Source organism: Pantoea sp. X-Soil-OKNW-713 (assembly GCF_059730685.1).
Genome location: NZ_AP035995.1, coordinates 4294988 through 4317236 on the forward strand (window position 1 = coordinate 4294988; position 22249 = coordinate 4317236).

Below are 22249 nucleotides of genomic sequence, written 5' to 3' on the forward strand. Positions count from 1 at the left end.
TAATCACCTAATCCCAGCTCAGCACCACTTTGCCTGAGTGACCGGAACGCATTTCGTCAAACCCTGATTGGAAGTCATCAACAGGGAAACGGTGGGTGATAACTGGCGTCAGATCGAGGCCGGATTGAATCAACGCCGCCATTTTATACCAGGTTTCGAACATCTCTCGTCCGTAAATGCCTTTAATAAACAGCCCCTTGAAGATCACCAGGTTCCAGTCGATCGCCATCTCACCCGGCGGAATGCCAAGCAGCGCAATACGTCCACCGTGATTCATCACTTCCAGCATGCTACGAAACGCCGGAGGCGCGCCGGACATCTCCAGCCCAACATCAAAGCCTTCAGTCATACCGAGGGATGCCATCACGTCACGCAGATTCTCCTGAGCAACGTTGACAGCGCGTGTGACACCCATTTTGCGTGCCAGATCGAGGCGATATTCGTTGATGTCCGTGATCACCACATTGCGTGCACCGACATGTTTGCACACCGCAGCAGCCATGATGCCAATTGGCCCGGCACCGGCAATCAACACATCCTCGCCCACTAAATCAAACGACAAGGCGGTATGTACGGCATTACCGAATGGGTCAAAAATCGCCGCCAGTTCATCGGAGATATTGTCGGGGATTTTGAAGGCGTTAAAGGCGGGAATTACCAGATACTCGGCGAAGCACCCCTGGCGATTCACCCCAACGCCGATGGCGTTGCGGCACAGGTGGGTACGCCCGGCCCGACAATTACGACAGTGGCCGCAGGTGATATGCCCTTCTCCCGACACGCGATCGCCGATCGTGAAGCCTTTCACTTCCTGGCCGATAGCCACCACTTCCCCGACATATTCATGGCCGGTGATCATCGGTACCGGAATGGTTTTACGCGACCAGTCGTCCCAGTTGTAGATGTGAATATCAGTACCGCAGATGGCGGTTTTCCGGATTTTTATCAGCAGATCGTTATGACCGGGTTCCGGGATCGGCGCATCGGTGATCATCCAGATGCCTTCTTCTGCTTTTAATTTCGCGAGTGCTTTCATTGCCGGCTCCTCAGACGATAACGCCCAACTGCTGACCAATACGGGTAAAGGCCGCTACCGCATGTTCCAGTTGCGCCTGGGTATGACCCGCTGAAATTTGGGTACGGATACGCGCCTGGCCTCTTGGCACCACCGGATAGAAGAAACCCGTCACGTAGATCCCTTCTTGTTGCAGCAAACGGGCAAACTCCTGCGCGACTTTTGCCTCCCCAAGCATCACCGGAATGATGGCGTGGTCGGCACCGGCCAGGGTAAACCCGGCAGCGGTCATTTTCTCGCGGAAATAGCGCGCGTTTTCCCACAGACGCTGGCGCAATCCATCACCTTCACTGAGGATTTCCAGAACCCGCAACGACGCAGCGACAATGGCCGGGGCTAGTGAGTTGGAGAACAGATAAGGGCGTGAGCGCTGACGCAGCCATTCAACGACCTCTTTTTTCGCGGCAACATACCCCCCGGACGCCCCACCAAGCGCTTTACCCAGCGTCCCGGTCAAAATATCGATGCGATCCATTACCTGACAATATTCATGAGTGCCGCGACCGCTGGCCCCGACAAAGCCAACCGCATGTGAATCATCCACCATTACCAGCGCATCAAACTCATCCGCCAGATCGCAAATGCCTTGCAAGTTGGCAATCACGCCATCCATGGAGAACACCCCATCGGTGGCAATCAGGATATGACGCGCACCGTTGTCGCGTGCATCCTCCAGCCGGGCGCGCAGTTCGTTCATATCGTTGTTGGCATAGCGGTAGCGCTGCGCTTTGCACAGGCGAACACCATCAATGATCGAGGCATGATTAAGCGCATCGGAAATAATGGCATCTTCCGCATCCAGCAAGGTTTCAAACAAGCCGCCATTTGCGTCAAAGCAGGAGGAAAAGAGGATAGCGTCTTCCATGCCGAGGAACTCAGCCAGCTTACGTTCCAATTGCTGATGGATGTCCTGAGTTCCACAGATAAAGCGCACTGAAGCCATGCCGAAACCGTGTGTATCCATTCCCTCTTTGGCGGCCTGAATTAACGCCGGATGATTCGCCAGCCCCAGATAATTATTGGCGCAAAAATTGATGACCGGCTGACCGTTGCCAACATTGATTTCTGCCTGTTGTGGCGAGGTAATCGTGCGTTCCTGTTTGAACAATCCATCCTGACGCGTTGTCTCAAGTTGTTGACGGATTTGCGAATAAAATCGACTGGACATGATTCTGCTCCTCATGTAGCAAAATTTTGGCACATATTACTGATAGAAAAGCGTATCAACGACATTTCAGCCGATGAAATCTCCATTTTGCAGCATAGTTCACGCTGCGAACGTGAAATATGACGGCCTTCCGGAGTCATCTGGCTGCCTGCTGCGGGCTGAAATGTTATGATGTTAGGTATTAGTGCGTGAAACCTCCTGTTTCACCCCAACTGTTTAAAGGCAAAGCACATGATTATCGTAACGGGTGGCGCTGGCATGATTGGCAGCAACATCGTCAAGGCGTTGAACGATCGCGGTCATACTGACATTCTGGTGGTGGATAATCTGAAAGATGGCACCAAATTCGTGAACCTGGCGGATCTGGACATCTCTGATTACATGGATAAAGAGGAATTCCTCACCTACATCATGTCCGGTGAAGATCTGGGGCCGATTGAAGCGGTGTTCCACGAAGGTGCCTGCTCAGCCACCACCGAGTGGGACGGCAAATACATGATGGACAACAACTATCAGTATTCCAAAGATCTGCTGCACTTCTGCCTGGAACGTGAAATCCCCTTCCTGTACGCCTCTTCTGCCGCTACATACGGCGGTCGTAACGACAACTTTATCGAAGAGCGTCAATACGAGCAGCCGCTCAACGTTTATGGCTACTCGAAAATGTTGTTTGACCACTACGTGCGCCAGATTCTGCCGGAAGCGGATTCTCCGGTGTGCGGCTTCCGTTACTTCAATGTGTACGGCCCGCGTGAAGGCCATAAAGGCAGCATGGCTAGCGTAGCATTCCACCTCAACACGCAAATCAGCAACGGCGAAAATCCAAAGCTGTTTGAAGGCAGCGATACTTTCCGTCGCGATTTTATCCATGTTGATGACGTGGCTGCGGTGAACCTGTGGTGCTGGGAAAATAGTATCTCCGGCATTTACAACTGCGGTACCGGCCGTGCGGAGTCCTTCCAGGAAGTGGCGGACGCGGTGCTGAAATTCCATCAGCAGGGCGAGATCGAATACATCCCGTTCCCGGACAAGCTGAAAGGCCGCTATCAGGCCTACACCCAGGCAGATCTGACCAGGCTCCGTGCGGCAGGTTATGACAAGCCGTTCAAAACCGTGGCCCAGGGGGTTGCGGAATATATGGTGTGGCTGAACCGTAACGCATAAGGGATCCGGCAGCAGCGATGAAAATTCTGGTTATTGGCCCCTCCTGGGTCGGCGATATGATGATGTCGCAAAGTCTCTATCGCACGCTCAAGGCTGAGCATCCTGAGGCTGTTATTGATGTTATGGCACCCGCCTGGTGCCGACCGCTGCTGTCACGTATGCCGGAAGTCAATCAGGCGCTGGCGATGCCACTCGGTCATGGTGCCCTGGCGCTGGGCGAACGTCGTCGGCTGGGCAAAACCTTACAGGCGAGTGGCTACGATCGCGCTTATGTGCTGCCGAACTCCTTCAAGTCGGCGCTGGTACCGTTTTTTGCCGGAATCAAACGTCGTACTGGCTGGCGTGGTGAGCTGCGTTACGGCGTATTGAATGATGTGCGGGTGCTGGATAAAGCAGCGTTTCCGTTAATGGTGCAGCGTTATGTGGCGTTGGGCTACGACAAACCTGTGGCATCTGCGCAGCAGCTGCCGCAGCCATTGTTGTGGCCGCAGCTCAGAGTTGAAGACGATGAGAAACGCATGACGGCCGCCCAGTTTGGACTTTCTGCCGATCGTCCTGTCATTGGCTTTTGCCCCGGCGCTGAGTTTGGTCCGGCAAAACGCTGGCCACATTATCATTATGCTGCGTTGGCGGAACAACTCATCAGCGAAGGCTATCAGGTGGTGCTGTTCGGTTCGGCTAAAGATCGCGAAACCGGCGATACCATTGTGCAGACCCTGCCGGAAGCCGCGCGCCATCACTGTAAAAACCTTGCGGGTGATACCCAATTGGAGCAGGCGGTCATTCTGCTGGCGCACTGTGCTGCGGTGGTGAGCAATGATTCCGGATTGATGCATATTGCCGCTGCGCTCAATCGCCCGCTGGTCGCGTTGTACGGGCCAAGCAGCCCTGACTTCACGCCGCCATTGTCACATCAGGCGCGAGTCATTCGCCTGATCACCGGCTATCACAAAGTCCGGAAAGGGGATGCCGCAGAAGGTTATCACCAGAGTCTGATAGATATTCAACCGATGCGCGTGCACCAGGAATTAAGCGCTTTGCTAACTGCGGCGCAGGAGTAAACATGCACGTCCTGATTGTGAAAACGTCCTCAATGGGCGACGTACTGCACACCCTGCCTGCATTGACCGATGCGATGCAGGCCATTCCCGGCATTCGTTTTGATTGGGTGGTGGAAGAAAACTTTGCCCAAATTCCAGCATGGCATCCTGCCGTGGATAAAGTCATGCCAGTCGCCATTCGCCGCTGGCGCAAGCATTGGTTTGGCAGCCAGCAACGTGAAGAACGCGTGTTATTTAAACGTGAGTTGCAGTCACGTCAGTACGATGTGGTGATTGATGCGCAAGGGTTGATCAAAAGCGCAGCGTTAGTCACTCGCCTGGCAAAAGGCGTGAAGCACGGACAGGACAGCCGCAGCGCTCGCGAACCCTTCGCCAGTTGGTGGTATGACAAACGCCATGAAATCAATAAACAGCAGCACGCGGTAGAACGTACTCGCGAACTGTTCGCGAAAAGCCTCGGTTATGAAAAACCAACCACGCAGGGTGACTATGCGATCGCCGGACATTTCCTGAGTTCACTGCCGCAAGATGCGCATCAGTATCTGGTGTTTTTACACGCGACGACGCGCGACAATAAACATTGGCCGGAAGCACACTGGCGCGAGCTTATTAAATTGGTGCAACCAACCGGTCTGCGCGTGAAATTACCCTGGGGTGCCGAACATGAGCATCAGCGCGCGTTGCGTCTGGCGGAAGGTTTTGACCATGTTGAGGTGTTGCCACGTCTGACACTGGAGCAGGTGGCTCGCCAGTTGGCAGGAGCATGCGCTGTGGTTTCCGTTGATACCGGGTTGAGCCATCTTACGGCAGCATTGGATCGCCCGAACATTACCCTGTATGGCCCAACGGATCCGGGGCTGATTGGTGGATATGGGAAGAATCAGATGGCGCTTGTTTCTCCAACCAGAGCATTGGGTGATTTGGTAGCCGATGAAGTAATGGCACATCTTCAGACTGTAATAGCGGAAGACGCAAAATGAATTATGTTCTGATCTATCTGATGCTGCTGCCATTGCAGTACATGATGAAACTTTTTAAAAAACCCACCGGAAAAAGTTTAGTCATCCAGACAGCGAAGATCGGCGATTTTATTAATATAACACCGATGTTGCGTGCGTTAGGCCAATCTGACGTTTTAATCAGCCGTGCTGTAGAGCCTTTGGTACGTCATGATGACACCATCGCCCATTACTATCTGATTGAAGATGCGAAGCGCAGCTTATGGAGCAAACTTTGTCTGGCGTTTACCCTGATGAATCGCTACGACAATGTTTATCTGACACAGCCGAATAGTGTTAATCTGTTCTTCGCGTCATTATGCAATGCGCCAAATAAGCAATTTTTACTGACCTATGTTCGTAAGTCCTACCATAAAGTGTTTTATCGTAGTGCGACGGGCATCGTTGAGCATACCAGGCAGAGTCTGACGCTGGATAGCTACCTGAAACTCATTAATCGGGATTATCGTTATACCGATTTTCCCAAACATGCCACCTCGCCTTTGTATGTTCCGACCACGATTCCCCTGCCGCTTAGTACTCCCGTACAAGGTATAAAGATTGGCATCAGTATCTCTGCCGGAAATAAAGCCAAGACTATCCCTGCTGCCATCTGGGCTCAGATCATTGAGTCATTGTCCTCCCTGCCTTGTACGTTTTATGTTTTTGGACCTCCGGCGGAACAACCCTGGCTGGATGAATTATTAACACTGACTGCTGACAAAAAAAACATTATCAGCCTGATTGGTCAGCTGAATTTAGAGGATGTGCCCTGGGCTATCTCGCAGATGGACTTTTACATCGCATCTGATTCGGGAAATGCCTATATTGCCGATGCTCAGCAAGTTCCGGTAATTATGTTCTATGGCCCCTGTGAAATCAGAGAGCAGCGTCCGGTATATCGCGTCTTGTTTATTGGACCCGACAACATTGAAGCCTCAACTTTTGTCTTCGCCACTCGATTTAAATTTGAACAGCCCGCCGAAGTTCTGTTTGGTCTGAATGAAGATAAGATCATGAAAATTAGCAAATTTATTGAAAATAGTCAGGGGTAGTACAGCATAATGGCAACACACCTTCATACTGAGGCCGTCCAGCAAAGCGAAACACTGCTTAACACGCTGCCTCACAACGACGAATCGGTTATACATGTTGCTTTTGGCATTAATCATAACTATGCCAGAGGAATGGGTATTACCCTCTTTTCATTGCTAAAGCACCATCCCACTACGGCTTTCCATATTCATATATTTACCGATACATTAGCTGATGATGATATTGATCGCCTGAAGCAATTGGCCGGTAACCAGCCGCTCGCCATAACACTCCATCTTTTCAATGATAGTTGGCTGGAAAAGCTGCCCGCAGTCGGACGCTATCCAAAGAGTATTTATTATCGGTTCCTGATTCCAGAAACTGTCGCTCGTTATAGCGATCGTGTTTTCTACCTTGATGCCGATACATTAGTGGTGGGAGATTATTCTCCGCTATTCACGCTGGATATCAGCCATGTCATCCTGTGTGCCAGTAATGACACCGTACGTGCACGCCAGAATCAATGTCCGAAGCTGGGCCTTAAACAAGGCAATTACTTTAACTCTGGCTTTATGTTGATCAATATCCCGCGTTGGCTGGCGAATGACACAACCCAGAAAATAATAGATTTATTAGTTGCTCAGGGTGCAAATTTTGGATTCCCCGACCAGGATGCATTAAACATTCTTCTGGAAAATGACACTCTGATATTGCCGGATAAATACAATTTTATTTACGACATCATTGCGAACAAGGTCTGGCATAATTTTAGCACCCCTAATGATACTGTCATGATCCATTACACTGGAAAATGCAAACCCTGGCATGCATGGAGCGGCGGTAATCTTTCACATCTTTATTTAGATTATTATCGTTTATCTCCCTGGTCATCACTGCATCTTGATAAACCTCGCCATCATAAAGAGATGAAACGTTTTGCCCGGATAAAATTCCATAAAAAAGAGTACGCTGCCAGTCTCTTCTGGATGCTTAATTATATTAAACATAAATTTTTTAAATAAGAATGATGATGCGCATTGCTGAAATTTCTAAACTCATGAAAACTGAACAGGGAAGAGGGATAATATTTTATTCTCTCACAATAATCTCGATGGCATTTTTCTTTGTCTCCGGAGAGATTTCCCGCAACGCCTATTACATGCTTACCTACATCTCGTTTTTTAGCTTCGCCTGGCTGGTGTGGCGCGAGAAAAAACTCTATTTTTACTGGATACCTACCCTGGTTCTTCTTTTAGGCCTGAGTAAGTGGGTTTGGGCAATCACAACAATTAACCACCAGTTACCACTGATTGCTGAACACTATAAAATCAGTGGAAAAAGAATGATTCTGGGGGCGTTTGTCATTTACTGCGTCTATCGTCTGTCTCCTGAATGGCGGTTGCCTGCCCGTCTGGTCCAGGTTGGGACGTTGATTTTGTGTCTCACGATTTTCGTTGTAGCCTGTATTGGGATTGAACAAGTTATCCATACCGGAGAACGCCCTAAAATTAATTCAGATGCGGCAACCTCTGGGGCTTATATGTTCACAGTGCTTTCGCTGGTGACCTTGTGGTCTCTCCGCCGTGTTTTTCCCCGACATTACGCCGCGCCATATTTTATCACCCTGGTTGTCTCCTTTATTTTACTCGGCGTTACTCAAACGCGTTCCGCTATTTTATTGTTCAGCCTGTTCTGCATTGCCAGTATGTTGCATCACATTGTGACCACCCCCGGGCGTTCACGATTGATTTGGCTGGGCATTTTTTCAGCCATCCTGCTTACCGGTATTTTTAGCCTCAGCAAATACTCAGACCAACTTTTTGACCGCGTAGAGACGGTTAAAACCGAGGTTCAGCAATATTCCGCAGGGGATCCGAGCACCTCAATTGGTGGACGATTTGGCATGTGGCAGGCAGGATTATGGGCCTTCACGCAGCATCCGTGGGGGCAAAGTGCCGACACGCGCAGTCTGGAAACGAAAGAATGGCTGGATAAACATCAGCCGAAAAATGAAATCGCCTATCTCAATATTCAATACCATACCCACAACGATCTCGTTGAGAGCTTTTCATTGCAAGGCATCGTTGGCGGGATGATTATGCTGGGCTTTTTTCTTGGTTTATTGCTGGTGCCGTTATTTGGTAAATCTCCGCGCTACGAAGCTTTATTATTAGCTATCCCGGTTATCTATTTTAGTATGGGCGACTCGCAATTTTATAACCGTGAATCTCCCTACTTCATTCTTCTGGTGTGGGGATATTTTATGATGACGCGACAGGTCAAAACCGAGCATTCCAGGCACCATGATTAAACACGAGCGATGATAGAAAGTATGCCCTTCCCTCTCCTCTCCATCATCACCCCAATGTACAACGCCGGGGTGATGCTGGACTCTTTTATGCAATCACTGCTGACGCAGACGCTGACCAATCTGGAGATCATCATTGTCAATGATGGTTCTACCGATGGCTCCGGGGAGCGTGCTGATGTTTATGCACAGCAGCACGCACAGGTGAGGGTAATCCATCAACCGAATGGTGGTGTGTCACGCGCGCGAAACGCGGGTCTGGCCGTAGCACGCGGCAAATATGTGACGTTTCCAGACGCCGATGACACCGTGAATCCGACGATGTATCAGACCTTAGTCGAAATGGCTGAAAGTGATAACCTCGATGCCGCCCAGTGCAATGCCGAATGGTTCTTTCAAGCCAGCCAACTTATCAAGCCGTTGATACCCCATGACCGCTTAAGGTCAACCGGGGTACTGAGTGGCCCGGAATGGTTAAATCGGGCGCTGAAAACCCATCGCTATATGCATGTCGTTTGGCTGGGTATTTATCGTCGCGAGTTAATTGAACAACTACAGTTGTATTTTGAACCCGGGTTACATCATCAGGATATTCCCTGGACGACGGAATTCATGCTCAACGCTCGACGTGTACGCTACACCGATCGCGTGCTTTATCGTTATTACATGCACGATAGTTCTGTCAGCAATCGCAAGCGCACGGGTGAAAAGAATGTGGCCTATCAACGCCATTACCTGAAAATTGCCCAAATGCTGGAGGAGATCAATGCCCGCTACCAGCATAAAGTGACAATCTACCCGGCGTTTCATTATCAGATTACGCACGAAGCGTTGAGCGTCTGCCATAGTATTCGCCGTGAACCCGATGCGGGTGCGCGCCAGGCGATCATTCATGACCTCTTCGCGACCCAAACACATAGGCGTATGCTGCGTAATGCGCGTGGCATCCGGCAATGGTATCAGTTGCTGTTGTGGCTAAGTCGTCTTTATCGCTGGCGTAAGAAATAAGCGCCGCGCCTGGCTTTCACCCCTGGTGGGTTTGCCCTACAATCAGCTCACTGAATTTTGAGATCATTTAGTATGGCAAGCCCGATTCCAGACCACTTTTCACCCCAAAATATTCTGCTGATAAAGCTGCGCCATCATGGCGATATGCTGCTGACCACGCCGGTGATCAATGCACTTCGCCAACGTTACCCACAAGCCAATATTGACGTCCTGTTGTATAAAGAAACGCGCCCAATGCTGGAAGCTCATCCGGCCATTCGGCAACTGCACATCATCGATCGCAACTGGAAAAAGGAAGGCGGCTGGCAGAAATTCCGCCATGAAGTTGCGTTGATTTCTGCTGTACGCGCGTGCCATTACGATCTGGTGATTAATCTGGCGGATCAGTGGCGTAGCGCCATTCTCACCAAACTTTCTGGTTCCCCGGTTCGTATTGGTTTCGCCTTTCACAAGCGCGATAGCGCCATCTGGCGCTGGTGCCATAACCTGCTGGTGAGTACCGATGATCACGGTAATCTCCACACCGTTGAACAAAATATGTCGGCACTGTCTCCTCTCGGCATCACCGCGGCAGGGGCCAAAGCGTCTATGCATTTCAGCGCCGCCGACCAGCAAAAAGTGCAGGAAATATTAGCCCGGCAACAGGTCAATGCACCTTATGTGGTAGTGCAACCCACTTCACGCTGGGAATTCAAATGCTGGGATGATGAAAAAGTCGCGCAGTTAATCGACGCTCTGGCCGCAGACGGTCATACCGTGGTGCTGACCTCCGCCCCGGATAAAAAAGAGTTGGCGATGATTGAACGTATCCGGTCCCTGTGTCAGAGCGACAATGTCGTATCACTCGCCGGTCAATTCTCTTTGCCACAACTGGCGGCACTGATCGCCAAAGCCCGATTGTTTATTGGTGTCGATTCCGCGCCGATGCATATGGCTGCCGCGCTTGATACGCCCTGCCTGGCGCTGTTCGGCCCCACCAAGCTACAGTTCTGGCGTCCCTGGGGCGATAACAATCGCATTATCTGGGCCGGTGATTACGGCCCCCTGCCCGACCCGGACTCCATCGACACCAAAACGCACCAGCGCTACTTAGCGATCATCCCGGTTGCCGATGTGGTCGCCGCGGCAAGGAGTTTTTTGCATGACTAAGCTACGCCTGGCAATTGTCCGGCAGAAGTATCGTCCGGACGGCGGGGCCGAGCGCTTTATTTCGCGCGCGCTGGAAGCACTGGACAGTGAGCAACTGGACCTCAATATCATTACTCGCAGCTGGCAAGGCACGCCAAACCCGGCCTGGCATCTGCACATTTGCAATCCGACCAAATTTGGCCGTGTCTCGCGTGAGCGTGGCTTTGCCGTGGCCGCCCGCGCCTGCTGGGAACGGGAAAAGTTTGATATTGTGCAGAGCCACGAGCGTATTGCGGGTTGCGATATCTTTCGCGCAGGCGATGGCGTGCATCGTGTCTGGCTGGAGCAACGCGCGCGTATTGTCTCATCATGGCAGCGCCTGAGCGCCTCGCTTAGCCCTTATCATCGCTACGTATTACAGGCCGAACGCGAAATGTTCAATGCACCGTCGCTGAAAGCGGTAATCTGTAATTCAGAGATGGTAAAGCAGGATATTTTGCGTTGTTTCTCGTTAGATGCCAGCAAGATCCATGTCATTCACAACGCTATTGATAGCCAACGTTTTCAACCGGCTACCGCAGCACAGCGCGACATATCACGCCAGCAGCTCCGGCTGCCGCAGAACGCGACGGTGATGATTTATGTCGGCTCCGGTTTTGAACGCAAAGGCTTAAAAGCGGCAATTGAAGCCGTTGCGCGCAGCGATCGCTTCCTGGTTGTCGTCGGCCAGGACAAGCAGATGTCGCGTTATCAGCAGCTGGCTAACCAACTGAATTGTCTGGATCGCCTGAGATTTGTTGGTGTACAGCAGGACGTGCAGCCTTTCTATCATGCTGCCGATGCCTTGCTGCTGCCGACACTCTATGATCCTTTTCCGAATGTGGTGCTGGAAGCCATGGCCTGCGGGTTGGCGGTGATCACCAGTACCGGTTGCGGCGGCGCTGAATTCATTCAGGCTGGTCAGGAAGGATTCGTATGTGATGCTTTGGATATCAAAGCGTTGAATGAAGCCGTGTTGGCAATTCCATCACTTTCGCAGAACTCCGCACTGGGTGAGGCCGCACGCCGCAGAATTGAACCTTATGGTCCACAACGACTGGCACAAGCGCTGACCTCGCTTTACCAGCAAGTGCTTAAGCCTGTTTGACGAAGGGGTATGAGCAGGCGTCAGGTTTCTGATAACATGCCGTCATCTTGATTTCTTATGCTTTTTGACGCGAACCTGTCGTAACGATAACTATGACGATTCTATACACAGCCCTGCTCTATCTGATCCAGCCTCTTATCTGGCTGCGCCTGTGGCTGCGCGGTCGAAAAGCCCCGGCGTATCGCAAACGCTGGGCGGAGCGCTATGGCTATTGCAGTGGAAAAGTCGAGCCGAACGGCATTGTGCTGCATTCAGTTTCGGTGGGAGAAACCCTCGCTGCGGTGCCGCTGGTGCGCGCGTTGCGCCATCGCTACCCGACACTGCCGATTACCGTGACCACCATGACACCCACCGGTTCAGAACGTGCACAATCGGCGTTTGGCAAAGATGTGCATCACGTTTATCTGCCTTACGATCTGCCGGGCGCTATCAATCGTTTCCTTGATACGGTCAATCCCAGACTGGTGATCATCATGGAAACCGAGCTGTGGCCCAACATTATCCGTATTCTGCATCAGCGTCAGATCCCGTTAGTGATTGCCAATGCGCGTCTCTCGGAACGTTCCGCAAAAGGCTACAAAAAGCTGGGCGGCTTTATGCGCGACCTGCTGCAACGCATCACTTTGATTGCGGCGCAGAATCAGGAAGATGGCGACCGTTTTCTCAGCCTCGGGCTAAAACGTTCGCATCTGGCGGTCACCGGTAGCCTGAAGTTTGATATCTCAGTTACGCCGGAGCTGGCAGCTAAAGCCGTCACGCTACGTCGCCAGTGGGCACCGCGTCGCCCGGTGTGGATTGCCACCAGCACCCACGATGGCGAAGAAGCGATTGTGCTGGATGCACATCGCCGTCTGTTGGCGCAATTTCCCGACCTGCTGTTGATTCTGGTACCGCGCCATCCGGAACGTTTTAAAGATGCCTGTGAACTGACGCAGAAGCGTGGTTTCAGTTTTACGCTACGCAGCAGCGGCGAGATCCCTTCCAGCGCCACGCAGGTGGTGATTGGCGATACCATGGGTGAACTGATGTTGTTGTACGGGATTGCCGATCTGGCCTTTGTCGGCGGCAGCCTGGTAGAACGTGGCGGTCATAACCCGCTCGAACCCGCCGCCCATGCGATTCCGGTACTGATGGGCCCGCATATCTGGAACTTCAAAGATATCTGCGCAAGGCTGCAACAGGCAGAAGGGCTGATTACCGTGACCGATGTGGTGTCACTGGAGAAAGAAGTCGCCAATCTGCTACAGGATGATGACTATCGTCGCTACTATGGTCGCCACGCCGTTGACGTACTGCATCAAAATCAGGGCGCATTACAGCGTCTGCTACATTTACTCGAACCCCATTTGCCACCGCGAGCACACTAATGTCGCAACGCCAACGTCTCTCCGTGGTGATGATCGCCAAAAATGAAGCGGAACTGCTGCCGGAGGCATTGGCTTCCGTCAGTTGGGCGGATGAGATCGTGGTGCTGGATTCCGGTAGCCATGATGCAACCGCTGAGGTTGCTCGTCAGCATGGCGCGCAGGTTTACCAGGCGGAAGCCTGGGCAGGATTTGGCAAACAGCGTCAGCGCGCGCAAGCCAGGGCCAGTGGCGATATGATTTTGATGATCGATGCCGATGAGCGCGTTACCCCGCAGCTACGCCACGCCATCGAGCAGGTGTTGGCGCAGCCTCCTGCCGCTACCGTCTACAGCCTGAACCGCAGCAACCTGTTTCTTGGCCGCTTTATGCGGCACAGCGGCTGGTATCCCGATCGCGTGATGCGCCTGTATCCGCGCCACCTGAACTACAACGATAATCTGGTGCATGAGTCGCTGGAAACACAAGGTGCCCCGGTCGTCAGGCTGGAGGGGGATTTACAGCATCTGACCTGCCGCGATTTGGTGGTGTTCCAGCGCAAACAGTTGAACTACGCTGAAGCCTGGGCGCAGGAGCGCTTTCAGCGCGGCAAACGCTGCGGAATTTTCTCCATCTTCAGTCACACGCTTGGGGCATTTCTGAAAACCTTGCTGCTGCGTGCGGGTTTCCTTGATGGTAAACAAGGCTGGATTCTGGCTGTGGTTAACGCGCAGTACACCTTCAATAAATATTCGGCGCTGTGGGCGCTGCATCACACCTCAACACAAGGCCGCGTATGAGCACCAAAGCGATTTATCCCGGCACCTTCGATCCCATTACTCTCGGTCATCTGGATATCGTCACACGCGCTGCCCGGATGTTCGACCACATCGTGCTGGCAATTGCCGCCAGTCCGAGTAAAAAGCCGCTGTTCAGCCTGGATGAACGTGTTGATCTGGCACGCCAGGTCACGGCGCATCTGGGAAATGTTGAGGTGATCGGCTTCAGCGATTTGATGGCGAATTTCGCCAAGGCTCAACAGGCGAATGTGTTGGTGCGTGGCCTGCGTGCTGTCTCCGACTTCGAATATGAGCTACAGCTGGCACATATGAATCGCCATCTGCTGCCTGACCTCGAAAGCGTGTTTCTGATGCCATCCGAAGGTTTCTCGTTTGTTTCATCTTCGCTGGTAAAAGAAGTGGCACGTCACCAGGGCGACGTGCAGGCATTTCTACCTGCCGTGGTACATCAGGCACTGCTGAGTAAGTTAGCGCAGCCTTAATGCTGGCAGCGTGGACACCAGAAGGTGCTGCGTTGCCCATGCTTGCCACTGACGATTGGCGTGCCGCAGGCACGGCACGGCTCACCGGCCCGACCATAAACCTGTAATTCCTGGGCAAAATAGCCTGGCTTGCCGTCGGTTTGCAGAAAATCACGCAGCGTCGTGCCGCCCTGCTCAATCGAGCGTAACAATACTGCCTTGATGGTATTGGCCAATAGCGTCGCTTCAGTCTGGCTCAGGCTCATCGCCGGACGATCAGGGATGATCCCGGCAGTAAACAGCGATTCGCTGGCGTAAATGTTTCCCACGCCCACAACCACTTTGTTATCCATCAGCCATTGTTTGATCACCGTGCGTTTACCGCGAGATTTTTCAAACAGATAGTCGCCATCAAATTCGTCGCTGAGCGGTTCCGGACCGAGATGCGCCAGCACGCTACTGCCCGCCAGGTCATGGGCCCACAGCCAGGCACCAAAGCGACGCGGATCGGTATAACGCAACACTTTGCCATTACTCATCACCAAATCAACATGGTCATGCTTAGCTGGCGGCAGTTCGCCGGGAAGCATGCGCAGGCTACCGGACATGCCGAGATGAATGATAATCCAGCCATGCGGCAACTCCAGCAGCAGATATTTCGCACGACGCTGTACACTCAGAACCGGCTGGTCGCTTAGCGCGTGGATTTCGCTGGAAACAGGCCAGCGCAAGCGGGAATTGCGCACGACGGCGTGCAGAATGGTTTCGCCCACTAAATGGGGTTCTATGCCGCGTCGGCTGGTTTCTACCTCGGGTAATTCAGGCATCTCATCTCCTCAACGAACCGCAGAAACAAAAAACCCGGCCGAAGCCGGGTTTTTCGCAGAACACTAAAATTACTTAATTTTAGCTTCTTTGTAGATCACATGCTGACGTACAACCGGATCGAACTTTTTCAGTTCCAGTTTCTCAGGTTTAGTACGTTTGTTCTTCGTGGTGGTATAGAAGTGACCTGTACCAGCAGAGGAAACCAGCTTGATCTTCTCACGAATACCTTTAGCCATGATTCAGTTCCTTAGTACTTCTCACCACGGGCGCGGATTTCGGCCAGAACCGTATCGATGCCCTTCTTATCAATAACACGCATACCTTTAGCAGATACACGCAGAGTAACGAAGCGCTTCTCGCTCTCAACCCAGAAACGGTGTGAGTGCAGGTTCGGCAGGAAACGGCGTTTCGTCGCGTTCAATGCGTGGGAACGGTTGTTACCGGTCACCGGACGCTTTCCAGTTACCTGGCAGACTCGTGACATGTCTATTCTCCAAAAATCAAATCAGCTCGAGCTTTAAAAACTAGGTTTTGGCCGCCTCGTCAGGCCTTAGCCCGCCCAGGCGAGTTCCATGTGAACCCGCTAAGCTGGCCCAAACGCCAAACCCGAGATTCTCAAAGGTGGCGTAGTATACGCCGGTCAGCGCTGGTGCTCAAGTCCCGAACAAATAAAGATCCCTATGGATCGCGCAAAAACACACCGTTTCCGCCGGTTTCGTCATCAGAATTACAGCCAGCCACGCTCGGCAAAGGACGTAAACTCGCCATGACCGATCACCAGATGATCAAGCAGTCGGATATTCAGCAGCGTACACGCCTTGCTGATTCTTTGGGTAATTTCCCGGTCAGCGCGGCTGGGTTCGGCAATGCCTGAAGGGTGATTGTGTGCCAGAATCACTGCCGCCGCATTGAGTTTTAGCGCTTCACGCACAATTTCGCGCGGATGGACTTCCACGCTGTTTATCGAGCCGGAAAACATTTTTTGCGCCTGTAAAACGCGGTGCTGATTGTCGAGAAACAGCGCCATAAAAATTTCCCGTTCCTGATGCGCCAACACGCTTTGCAGGTAGTGGCGTGTCACCTGCGGGTTTTCCATCACGTTTTCACGCGCCAACTGGCTGGCAAAGAAGCGTCTTGCTGTCTCAGCCACCGCCTGAAGCTGAGTAATCTTGGCTACCCCAACGCCTTTAGTATCCGCCAACTGCTCCTGGTTGGCGCTCAAGACATCATACAGTGAGCCAAATTTATTCAGCATCTGTCGCGCCAGCGCCATAACGCTGACACCGCAGGAACCGGTACGTAAAAAAATCGCCAGCAGCTCCTCATCATTCAGCGCTTCAGCGCCCTTCGACGCCAGTTTCTCTCTTGGTGCCAGTTCCATGATTACGCCCTCTTCCCTGCGTTGCGGCCATCCTGAACCAGCAACGTGGTGAAATCCAGCCAGTTTATGGGGTTTTCAGAGCCGCCTCGCAAAGGTCGCAACCCGTGAAAATGGCGCGAGTGGTTTTTGTGGTAAAGTTGCGTTATCTGCCGCGCCTGGCGCGGCAATCTGCGTTGAACCGAGGCGATTGAAAATGACGGGATTAGCCGGAAAAAAAGTTCTGCTGGGCGTAAGTGGCGGCATTGCAGCCTATAAAGCACCGGAACTGGTAAGACGATTACGCGATCGCGGTGCCGATGTGCGTGTGATGATGACCGAAGCGGCCAAAGCGTTTATTACGCCCCTCAGCCTCCAGGCCGTATCGGGGTATCCGGTATTTGACGATCTGCTTGACCCGGCAGCCGAAGCCGCAATGGGCCACATTGAGCTGGCGAAATGGGCAGACCTGATTTTGCTGGCACCGGCTACCGCAGACCTGATTGCCCGCGTCACCGCTGGCATGGCGAACGATCTGGTGACCACAACCTGTCTGGCAACCGCAGCCCCGATTGCCATCGTGCCTGCCATGAATCAGCAAATGTATCGCGCTGCCATTACGCAGGAGAACCTGCAACGCCTGCATGCGCGTGGTGTGTTGATTTGGGGACCAGACAGCGGCAGCCAGGCCTGTGGCGATATCGGACCGGGACGGATGCTCGATCCGCTGGCGATTGTAGCTTATGCGCTGGAATGGGCCGCACCCGTCAACGATCTGCAACATCTCAACATTATGATCACCGCCGGTCCGACTCGTGAGGCTCTCGACCCGGTACGTTACATCACCAATCACAGCTCGGGTAAAATGGGGTTTGCCATTGCCGCCGCCGCCGCCAGACGCGGGGCGAAAGTGACGTTGGTTGCCGGTCCGGTCACGTTGCCCACACCCGCATGGGTGCAGCGCGTGGATGTCACGAGTGCTCAGGAGATGGAAGCGGCAGTGATGGCGCAAATCAGCCAACAACATATTTTCATTGCCAGCGCAGCCGTGGCAGACTACCGGGCGGCAAATATTGCCGCAGAGAAAATCAAAAAACAGGGTGGCGATGATAATGTCACACTGCAACTGGTGAAGAATCCCGACATCGTGGCGGGGGTGGCGGCACTCAAAGAGGGCCGTCCCTATGTCGTCGGGTTTGCCGCCGAAACCCGGAATGTGGAAGAATACGCGCGGCAAAAACGGGTACGTAAAAATCTCGACCTGATTTGCGCCAATGATGTGGCAAAAGCGGGCCAGGGGTTCAATAGCGACACCAATGCTCTTCACCTTTTTTGGCAGGAAGGAGAAAAAGTCTTACCGCTCAGTGATAAGACGCTCCTTGGCCAACAATTATTAGACGAGATTGTCAGCCGTTATGATGAAAAAAATCGACGTTAAAATTCTTGATGCGCGCGTAGGAACTGAGTTCCCGCTGCCGACTTATGCAACCTCGGGTTCAGCCGGACTGGATTTACGCGCCTGTCTGGATGAGGCACTGGAAATCACCCCAGGCAGCACCGTGCTGGTGCCGACTGGCCTGGCGATTCATATTGGCGATCCCAGCCTCGCGGCCGTCATTCTGCCTCGCTCCGGTCTTGGCCATAAGCACGGCATCGTGCTGGGTAACCTGGTGGGTTTGATCGACTCCGATTATCAGGGTCAGCTGATGGTTTCTGTCTGGAATCGTGGGCAGGATAGCTTCACGCTGAACCCAGGTGACCGTCTGGCACAGCTGGTCTTTGTACCTGTGGTGCAAGCCGAGTTTAATCTGGTGGAAGATTTTGACGCCAGCGTGCGTGGCGCGGGCGGCTTCGGTCACTCTGGCCGTCAGTAACACGCGCTTTTCGCTTACGCCTCTGCCCTTGCTTCTTTTCTGCTCTGTGCGCATTGAACACAGGGCAGACGCGTGAGTGTTGCCTGTTTATGGTGAATTTCAGGGGTCTTGAAGGTCATGGCAGAAAAAAAGGTCGCGAAGCGCAACCGTCGCGAAGAAATTTTGCAGGCACTGGCGCAAATGCTGGAGTCGAGCGATGGCAGCCAACGCATCACCACCGCGAAACTGGCGGCCAGTGTAGGTGTTTCTGAAGCGGCACTCTATCGTCACTTTCCCAGCAAAACGCGCATGTTTGACAGCCTGATCGAGTTTATCGAAGACAGCCTGATTACGCGCATCAACCTAATCCTGAAAGATGAAAAAGAGACGGTGGCGCGCCTGCGTCTTATCGTGCAATTGCTTCTGGGATTTGGTGAGCGTAATCCGGGACTGACGCGTATTCTGACCGGTCACGCATTGATGTTTGAGCAGGACCGCCTGCAAGGACGCATCAATCAGCTGTTTGAGCGCATTGAAGTGCAGCTACGCCAGGTGATGAAAGAGAAGAAGATGCGTGATGGTGAAGGCTTCCAGACCGATGAAACCCTGCTCGCCAGCCAGCTATTGGCGTTCTGCGAAGGGTTGCTGTCGCGCTATGTCCGTTCTGAATTCCGCTATCGTCCCACCGCGGATTTCGATACCCGCTGGCCATTGTTGGCGGCACAGCTGGTTTAACTGTCGCGGCGCGATAAATCGCGCCGCAACGGAAGATTAAATCCCGTACTCTTTACGATACGCGCGCACTTTCGCCAGATGGTCTGCCATCTCCGGCTTCTCTTCCAGATAATCAATCAATTCCGCCAGAGTAATGATTGCCGTGACTTTGCAGCGGTAATCGCGCTCCACTTCCTGAATCGCCGAGATGTCACTACGACCACGCTCCTGACGATCGAGAGAAATCAGCACGCCCGCCAGTGTGGCGTTATGGGCGTTGATGATGTCCATTGATTCGCGAATCGCGGTACCTGCGGTGATCACATCATCCACCAGCATCACTTTGCCCTGGAGCGGGCTGCCAACCAGCAGGCCACCTTCGCCGTGATCTTTGGCTTCTTTACGGTTGAAGCAGTAAGGCACGTCACGGTCATGATGATCGGCCAGTGCTACCGCAGTGGTGGTGGCGATCGGAATGCCTTTGTAAGCCGGACCAAACAGCAGGTCAAAATCAACACCGCCATCCACCAGGGCCTGCGCGTAAAAACGACCTAACAACGCCAGATCACGCCCGGTATTAAACAGACCAGCATTGAAGAAATAAGGGCTTTTGCGCCCGGACTTCAGGGTGAACTCACCAAACTTCAATACCCCTTTGTTCAGGGCGAACTCAATAAACTGACGCTGCCAGGCTTTCATTTCTCACTCCTCAAATAAAGAAAAGGCGACTCTCTGGTCGCCTGTTACATCAATCTGCTAACGCCGCTTTCTGCGCCACAATTAATTGCTCAATCCCGCCGCGCGCCAGCGCCAGCAGTTGCAGCAACTCGTCATGGCTGAACGGTTCACCTTCTGCCGTGCCCTGCACTTCAATCATGCGACCATCTTCCAGCATCACCACGTTCATATCGGTTTCTGCGGCAGAATCTTCCACATATTCAAGATCGCAACGCGCTTCGCCTTCAACGATACCGACAGAAATGGCGGCGACCATGCCTTTCAACGGACTGGATTTCAGTTTGCCATCCGCCACCAGCTTGTTGAGAGCATCAGCCAGTGCTACACAGGCCCCGGTGATGGACGCGGTGCGCGTGCCGCCATCAGCCTGAATCACGTCACAATCCAGCGTGATGGTGTATTCACCCAGCGCCTGCAAATCGACTGCGGCGCGCAGGGAGCGAGCGATCAGGCGCTGAATCTCCAGCGTGCGGCCACCCTGTTTGCCTTTAGCCGCTTCACGCGCCATACGGCTGTGCGTAGAACGCGGCAACATGCCGTACTCGGCGGTGACCCAGCCTTGCCCCTGGCCTTTGAGGAAACGCGGTACGCCTTCGTCAACGGTGGCAGTGCACAGCACTTTGGTTTCACCGAACTCAACAAGGACCGAGCCTTCGGCATGTTTGGTGTAGTGACGAGTGAGGGTGACGGGACGCACTTGATTGGCGTGTCGGCCTGCTGGACGCATGGTTTCTCTCCGGCTTGCTTAGGTTTGGCTGCGCATTATACGGACTTCCTCTGCGCCTGTCCTGTCCTGAGGCGGCACAATCGCAGATGAAATTCCGCTCGCTCTGTGGCTAAATGCGCGTTTTCCCACTTAAAAAGATAAATGATGACAGCGATACTCCATTTCCTGCTGGCGCTGGTGGTGATCTTTGCCCTTGCGCTTCTGGTCAGCCACGACCGTAAACAGATTCGTCCACGTTTTATTCTGCAATTGCTGCTGGTAGAAGCCGCACTCGGCTGGTTTTTCCTGCACTCCGCCAGCGGCCTGGCGGTGGTGAGTTCTGTGGGTGGTTTCTTCGAAACGCTGCTGACCTTCGCAGCTCAGGGCAGCGATTTTGTCTTCGGTGGCATGAGTAAACAGGGCCTGGCGTTTATTTTCCTCGGCGTGCTCTGCCCGATTGTTTTTATCTCTGCACTGATCGGTATTTTGCAGCATTGGCGAATTCTGCCGTTGTTGATTCGTCTGGTCGGCACCCTGCTGTCAAAAGTTAACGGCATGGGCAAACTGGAGTCGTTTAACGCGGTCAGCACCCTGATCCTTGGGCAATCGGAAAACTTCATCGCCTACAAAGGTATTCTGGGTGATATCTCCGCGCCGCGCCTCTACACCATGGCGGCAACGGCGATGTCCACGGTATCTCTCTCCATCGTTGGCGCTTATATGACGATGATTGAAGCGAAATACGTGGTCGCTGCGCTGCTGCTCAATATGTTCAGCACCTTTATTATCCTGTCGATCATCAACCCGACGCGCGCACAGGATGAAGAACATATCGCGCTCGATAAGCTGCATGAGGATCAGAGCTTTTTTGAAATGCTGGGGGAATACATTCTCGCCGGGTTCAAAGTAGCGATGATTATTCTGGCGATGCTGATTGGTTTTATCGCGCTGATTGCCGCCGTGAACGCGCTGTTTGCTGCCGTGTTCGGCTACAGTTTCCAGCAATTACTGGGCTACGTATTTTATCCGTTCGCCTGGTTGGTCGGCATTCCCTCTGCGGATGCGTTACAGGCGGCCAGCATCATGGCGACAAAACTGGTTGCCAATGAATTTGTGGCAATGATCGAGCTGAAAAAAGTGGCTGCCGAAATGACGCCGCGCGGTCTGGGGATTTTGTCGGTATTCCTGGTGTCGTTCGCCAACTTCGCCTCGATCGGCATCGTCGCCGGAGCGATTAAAGGGCTGAACGAAGCGCAGGGTAACGTGGTATCGCGCTTCGGCTGGAAACTGGTGTACGGATCAACGTTGGTCAGTTTGCTTTCCGCAGCGTTTGCCGGATTATTTATCTGATACGAAT

24 protein-coding genes are annotated in these 22249 nt (G+C 52.9%); 16 read left to right on the plus strand and 8 right to left on the minus strand.

Translation table 11 applies throughout. From position 1 onward, the window contains the following. Positions 1 to 7: 7 nt before the first annotated feature. Both tdh and AC6I8R_RS20090 read right to left on the minus strand, forming a co-directional pair. Positions 8 to 1036 (minus strand): L-threonine 3-dehydrogenase, encoded by a 1029-nt coding sequence (gene tdh / locus AC6I8R_RS20085; RefSeq protein ID WP_021186117.1) that lies wholly within the window; start codon positions 1034 to 1036, stop codon positions 8 to 10. A gap of 10 nt (positions 1037 to 1046) precedes the next feature. Beyond that, on the minus strand, positions 1047 to 2243 hold the full coding sequence (locus AC6I8R_RS20090) for a glycine C-acetyltransferase (RefSeq protein ID WP_497832718.1): 1197 nt from the start codon (positions 2241 to 2243) through the stop codon (positions 1047 to 1049). A 231-nt stretch (positions 2244 to 2474) separates the two neighbouring features. Here AC6I8R_RS20090 and rfaD point away from each other — a divergent pair, with 231 nt between their 5' ends. The 12 genes from rfaD (at position 2475) to coaD (ending at position 14717) form a co-directional block, all read left to right on the plus strand. After that, positions 2475 to 3407 (plus strand): ADP-glyceromanno-heptose 6-epimerase, encoded by a 933-nt coding sequence (rfaD, locus tag AC6I8R_RS20095; RefSeq protein WP_497832719.1) that lies wholly within the window; start codon positions 2475 to 2477, stop codon positions 3405 to 3407. Positions 3408 to 3424: 17 nt separating this feature from the next. Beyond that, positions 3425 to 4468 (plus strand): ADP-heptose--LPS heptosyltransferase RfaF, encoded by a 1044-nt coding sequence (rfaF, locus tag AC6I8R_RS20100; RefSeq protein WP_497832720.1) that lies wholly within the window; start codon positions 3425 to 3427, stop codon positions 4466 to 4468. A 2-nt stretch (positions 4469 to 4470) separates the two neighbouring features. After that, on the plus strand, positions 4471 to 5448 hold the full coding sequence (rfaC, locus tag AC6I8R_RS20105) for a lipopolysaccharide heptosyltransferase RfaC (protein ID WP_497832721.1): 978 nt from the start codon (positions 4471 to 4473) through the stop codon (positions 5446 to 5448). Further along, positions 5445 to 6521 (plus strand): glycosyltransferase family 9 protein, encoded by a 1077-nt coding sequence (locus AC6I8R_RS20110; protein WP_021186112.1) that lies wholly within the window; start codon positions 5445 to 5447, stop codon positions 6519 to 6521. Before rfaC ends, AC6I8R_RS20110 begins: the two co-directional genes overlap by 4 nt. Positions 6522 to 6530: 9 nt before the next feature. Further along, on the plus strand, positions 6531 to 7523 hold the full coding sequence (locus tag AC6I8R_RS20115; protein WP_036627767.1) for a glycosyltransferase family 8 protein: 993 nt from the start codon (positions 6531 to 6533) through the stop codon (positions 7521 to 7523). An 8-nt stretch (positions 7524 to 7531) separates the two neighbouring features. After that, positions 7532 to 8812: an O-antigen ligase family protein gene (locus AC6I8R_RS20120; RefSeq protein WP_497832722.1), complete on the plus strand. Its 1281-nt coding sequence runs from the start codon at positions 7532 to 7534 to the stop codon at positions 8810 to 8812. A 21-nt stretch (positions 8813 to 8833) separates the two neighbouring features. Next, positions 8834 to 9817 carry a glycosyltransferase gene (locus AC6I8R_RS20125; protein ID WP_415174999.1) on the plus strand — a complete coding sequence of 328 codons (984 nt, stop codon included), beginning with the start codon at positions 8834 to 8836 and terminating at the stop codon, positions 9815 to 9817. Positions 9818 to 9889: 72 nt separating this feature from the next. After that, positions 9890 to 10966 (plus strand): putative lipopolysaccharide heptosyltransferase III, encoded by a 1077-nt coding sequence (gene rfaQ, locus AC6I8R_RS20130; RefSeq protein ID WP_415175000.1) that lies wholly within the window; start codon positions 9890 to 9892, stop codon positions 10964 to 10966. Further along, complete coding sequence (locus AC6I8R_RS20135) at positions 10959 to 12092, plus strand: glycosyltransferase family 4 protein (RefSeq protein WP_021186107.1); 1134 nt, start codon at positions 10959 to 10961, stop codon at positions 12090 to 12092. The genes rfaQ and AC6I8R_RS20135 overlap by 8 nt, the downstream gene beginning before the upstream one ends. A 92-nt stretch (positions 12093 to 12184) precedes the next feature. Beyond that, complete coding sequence (gene waaA, locus AC6I8R_RS20140) at positions 12185 to 13459, plus strand: lipid IV(A) 3-deoxy-D-manno-octulosonic acid transferase (protein WP_021186106.1); 1275 nt, start codon at positions 12185 to 12187, stop codon at positions 13457 to 13459. Continuing rightward, positions 13459 to 14235 carry a glycosyltransferase family 2 protein gene (locus AC6I8R_RS20145; RefSeq protein WP_415175001.1) on the plus strand — a complete coding sequence of 259 codons (777 nt, stop codon included), beginning with the start codon at positions 13459 to 13461 and terminating at the stop codon, positions 14233 to 14235. The genes waaA and AC6I8R_RS20145 overlap by 1 nt, the downstream gene beginning before the upstream one ends. Further along, entirely contained in the window at positions 14232 to 14717 is a 486-nt protein-coding gene (gene coaD, locus AC6I8R_RS20150; RefSeq protein ID WP_021186104.1) for a pantetheine-phosphate adenylyltransferase, read from the plus strand. Before AC6I8R_RS20145 ends, coaD begins: the two co-directional genes overlap by 4 nt. On the opposite strand, the gene mutM is transcribed toward coaD, so the two are convergent. The 4 genes from mutM to radC all read right to left on the minus strand — a co-directional run bounded on the left by mutM (position 14714) and on the right by radC (position 16905). Next, positions 14714 to 15523 carry a bifunctional DNA-formamidopyrimidine glycosylase/DNA-(apurinic or apyrimidinic site) lyase gene (gene mutM, locus AC6I8R_RS20155; protein WP_415175002.1) on the minus strand — a complete coding sequence of 270 codons (810 nt, stop codon included), beginning with the start codon at positions 15521 to 15523 and terminating at the stop codon, positions 14714 to 14716. The genes coaD and mutM overlap by 4 nt on opposite strands. A gap of 69 nt (positions 15524 to 15592) precedes the next feature. Continuing rightward, positions 15593 to 15760 carry a 50S ribosomal protein L33 gene (gene rpmG, locus AC6I8R_RS20160; RefSeq protein ID WP_001051798.1) on the minus strand — a complete coding sequence of 56 codons (168 nt, stop codon included), beginning with the start codon at positions 15758 to 15760 and terminating at the stop codon, positions 15593 to 15595. A gap of 11 nt (positions 15761 to 15771) precedes the next feature. Beyond that, on the minus strand, positions 15772 to 16008 hold the full coding sequence (gene rpmB, locus AC6I8R_RS20165) for a 50S ribosomal protein L28 (RefSeq protein WP_013511031.1): 237 nt from the start codon (positions 16006 to 16008) through the stop codon (positions 15772 to 15774). A gap of 243 nt (positions 16009 to 16251) precedes the next feature. After that, positions 16252 to 16905: a RadC family protein gene (gene radC / locus AC6I8R_RS20170; protein ID WP_021186102.1), complete on the minus strand. Its 654-nt coding sequence runs from the start codon at positions 16903 to 16905 to the stop codon at positions 16252 to 16254. Between the two features lie 193 nt (positions 16906 to 17098). On the opposite strand from radC, the gene coaBC reads away from it, so the two are divergent. The 3 genes from coaBC to slmA all read left to right on the plus strand — a co-directional run bounded on the left by coaBC (position 17099) and on the right by slmA (position 19469). Next, positions 17099 to 18319, plus strand: coding sequence for a bifunctional phosphopantothenoylcysteine decarboxylase/phosphopantothenate--cysteine ligase CoaBC (coaBC, locus tag AC6I8R_RS20175; protein WP_021186101.1), 1221 nt, complete (start codon positions 17099 to 17101; stop codon positions 18317 to 18319). Beyond that, positions 18297 to 18755, plus strand: a complete 459-nt coding sequence (gene dut, locus AC6I8R_RS20180) for a dUTP diphosphatase (protein ID WP_013511034.1) — start codon at positions 18297 to 18299, stop codon at positions 18753 to 18755. Before coaBC ends, dut begins: the two co-directional genes overlap by 23 nt. Positions 18756 to 18872: 117 nt before the next feature. Next, positions 18873 to 19469, plus strand: a complete 597-nt coding sequence (slmA, locus tag AC6I8R_RS20185) for a nucleoid occlusion factor SlmA (protein ID WP_021186099.1) — start codon at positions 18873 to 18875, stop codon at positions 19467 to 19469. A gap of 36 nt (positions 19470 to 19505) precedes the next feature. Here the strand turns inward: slmA and pyrE are convergent, their stop codons facing one another. Continuing rightward, positions 19506 to 20147 (minus strand): orotate phosphoribosyltransferase, encoded by a 642-nt coding sequence (gene pyrE / locus AC6I8R_RS20190; RefSeq protein ID WP_021186098.1) that lies wholly within the window; start codon positions 20145 to 20147, stop codon positions 19506 to 19508. 49 nt (positions 20148 to 20196) lie between these two features. Continuing rightward, positions 20197 to 20913, minus strand: a complete 717-nt coding sequence (gene rph, locus AC6I8R_RS20195) for a ribonuclease PH (protein ID WP_021186097.1) — start codon at positions 20911 to 20913, stop codon at positions 20197 to 20199. Positions 20914 to 21057: 144 nt separating this feature from the next. Between rph and AC6I8R_RS20200 the strand changes: the two genes are divergently transcribed. After that, positions 21058 to 22242 (plus strand): NupC/NupG family nucleoside CNT transporter, encoded by a 1185-nt coding sequence (locus tag AC6I8R_RS20200; protein WP_036627752.1) that lies wholly within the window; start codon positions 21058 to 21060, stop codon positions 22240 to 22242. Positions 22243 to 22249 lie beyond the last annotated feature (7 nt).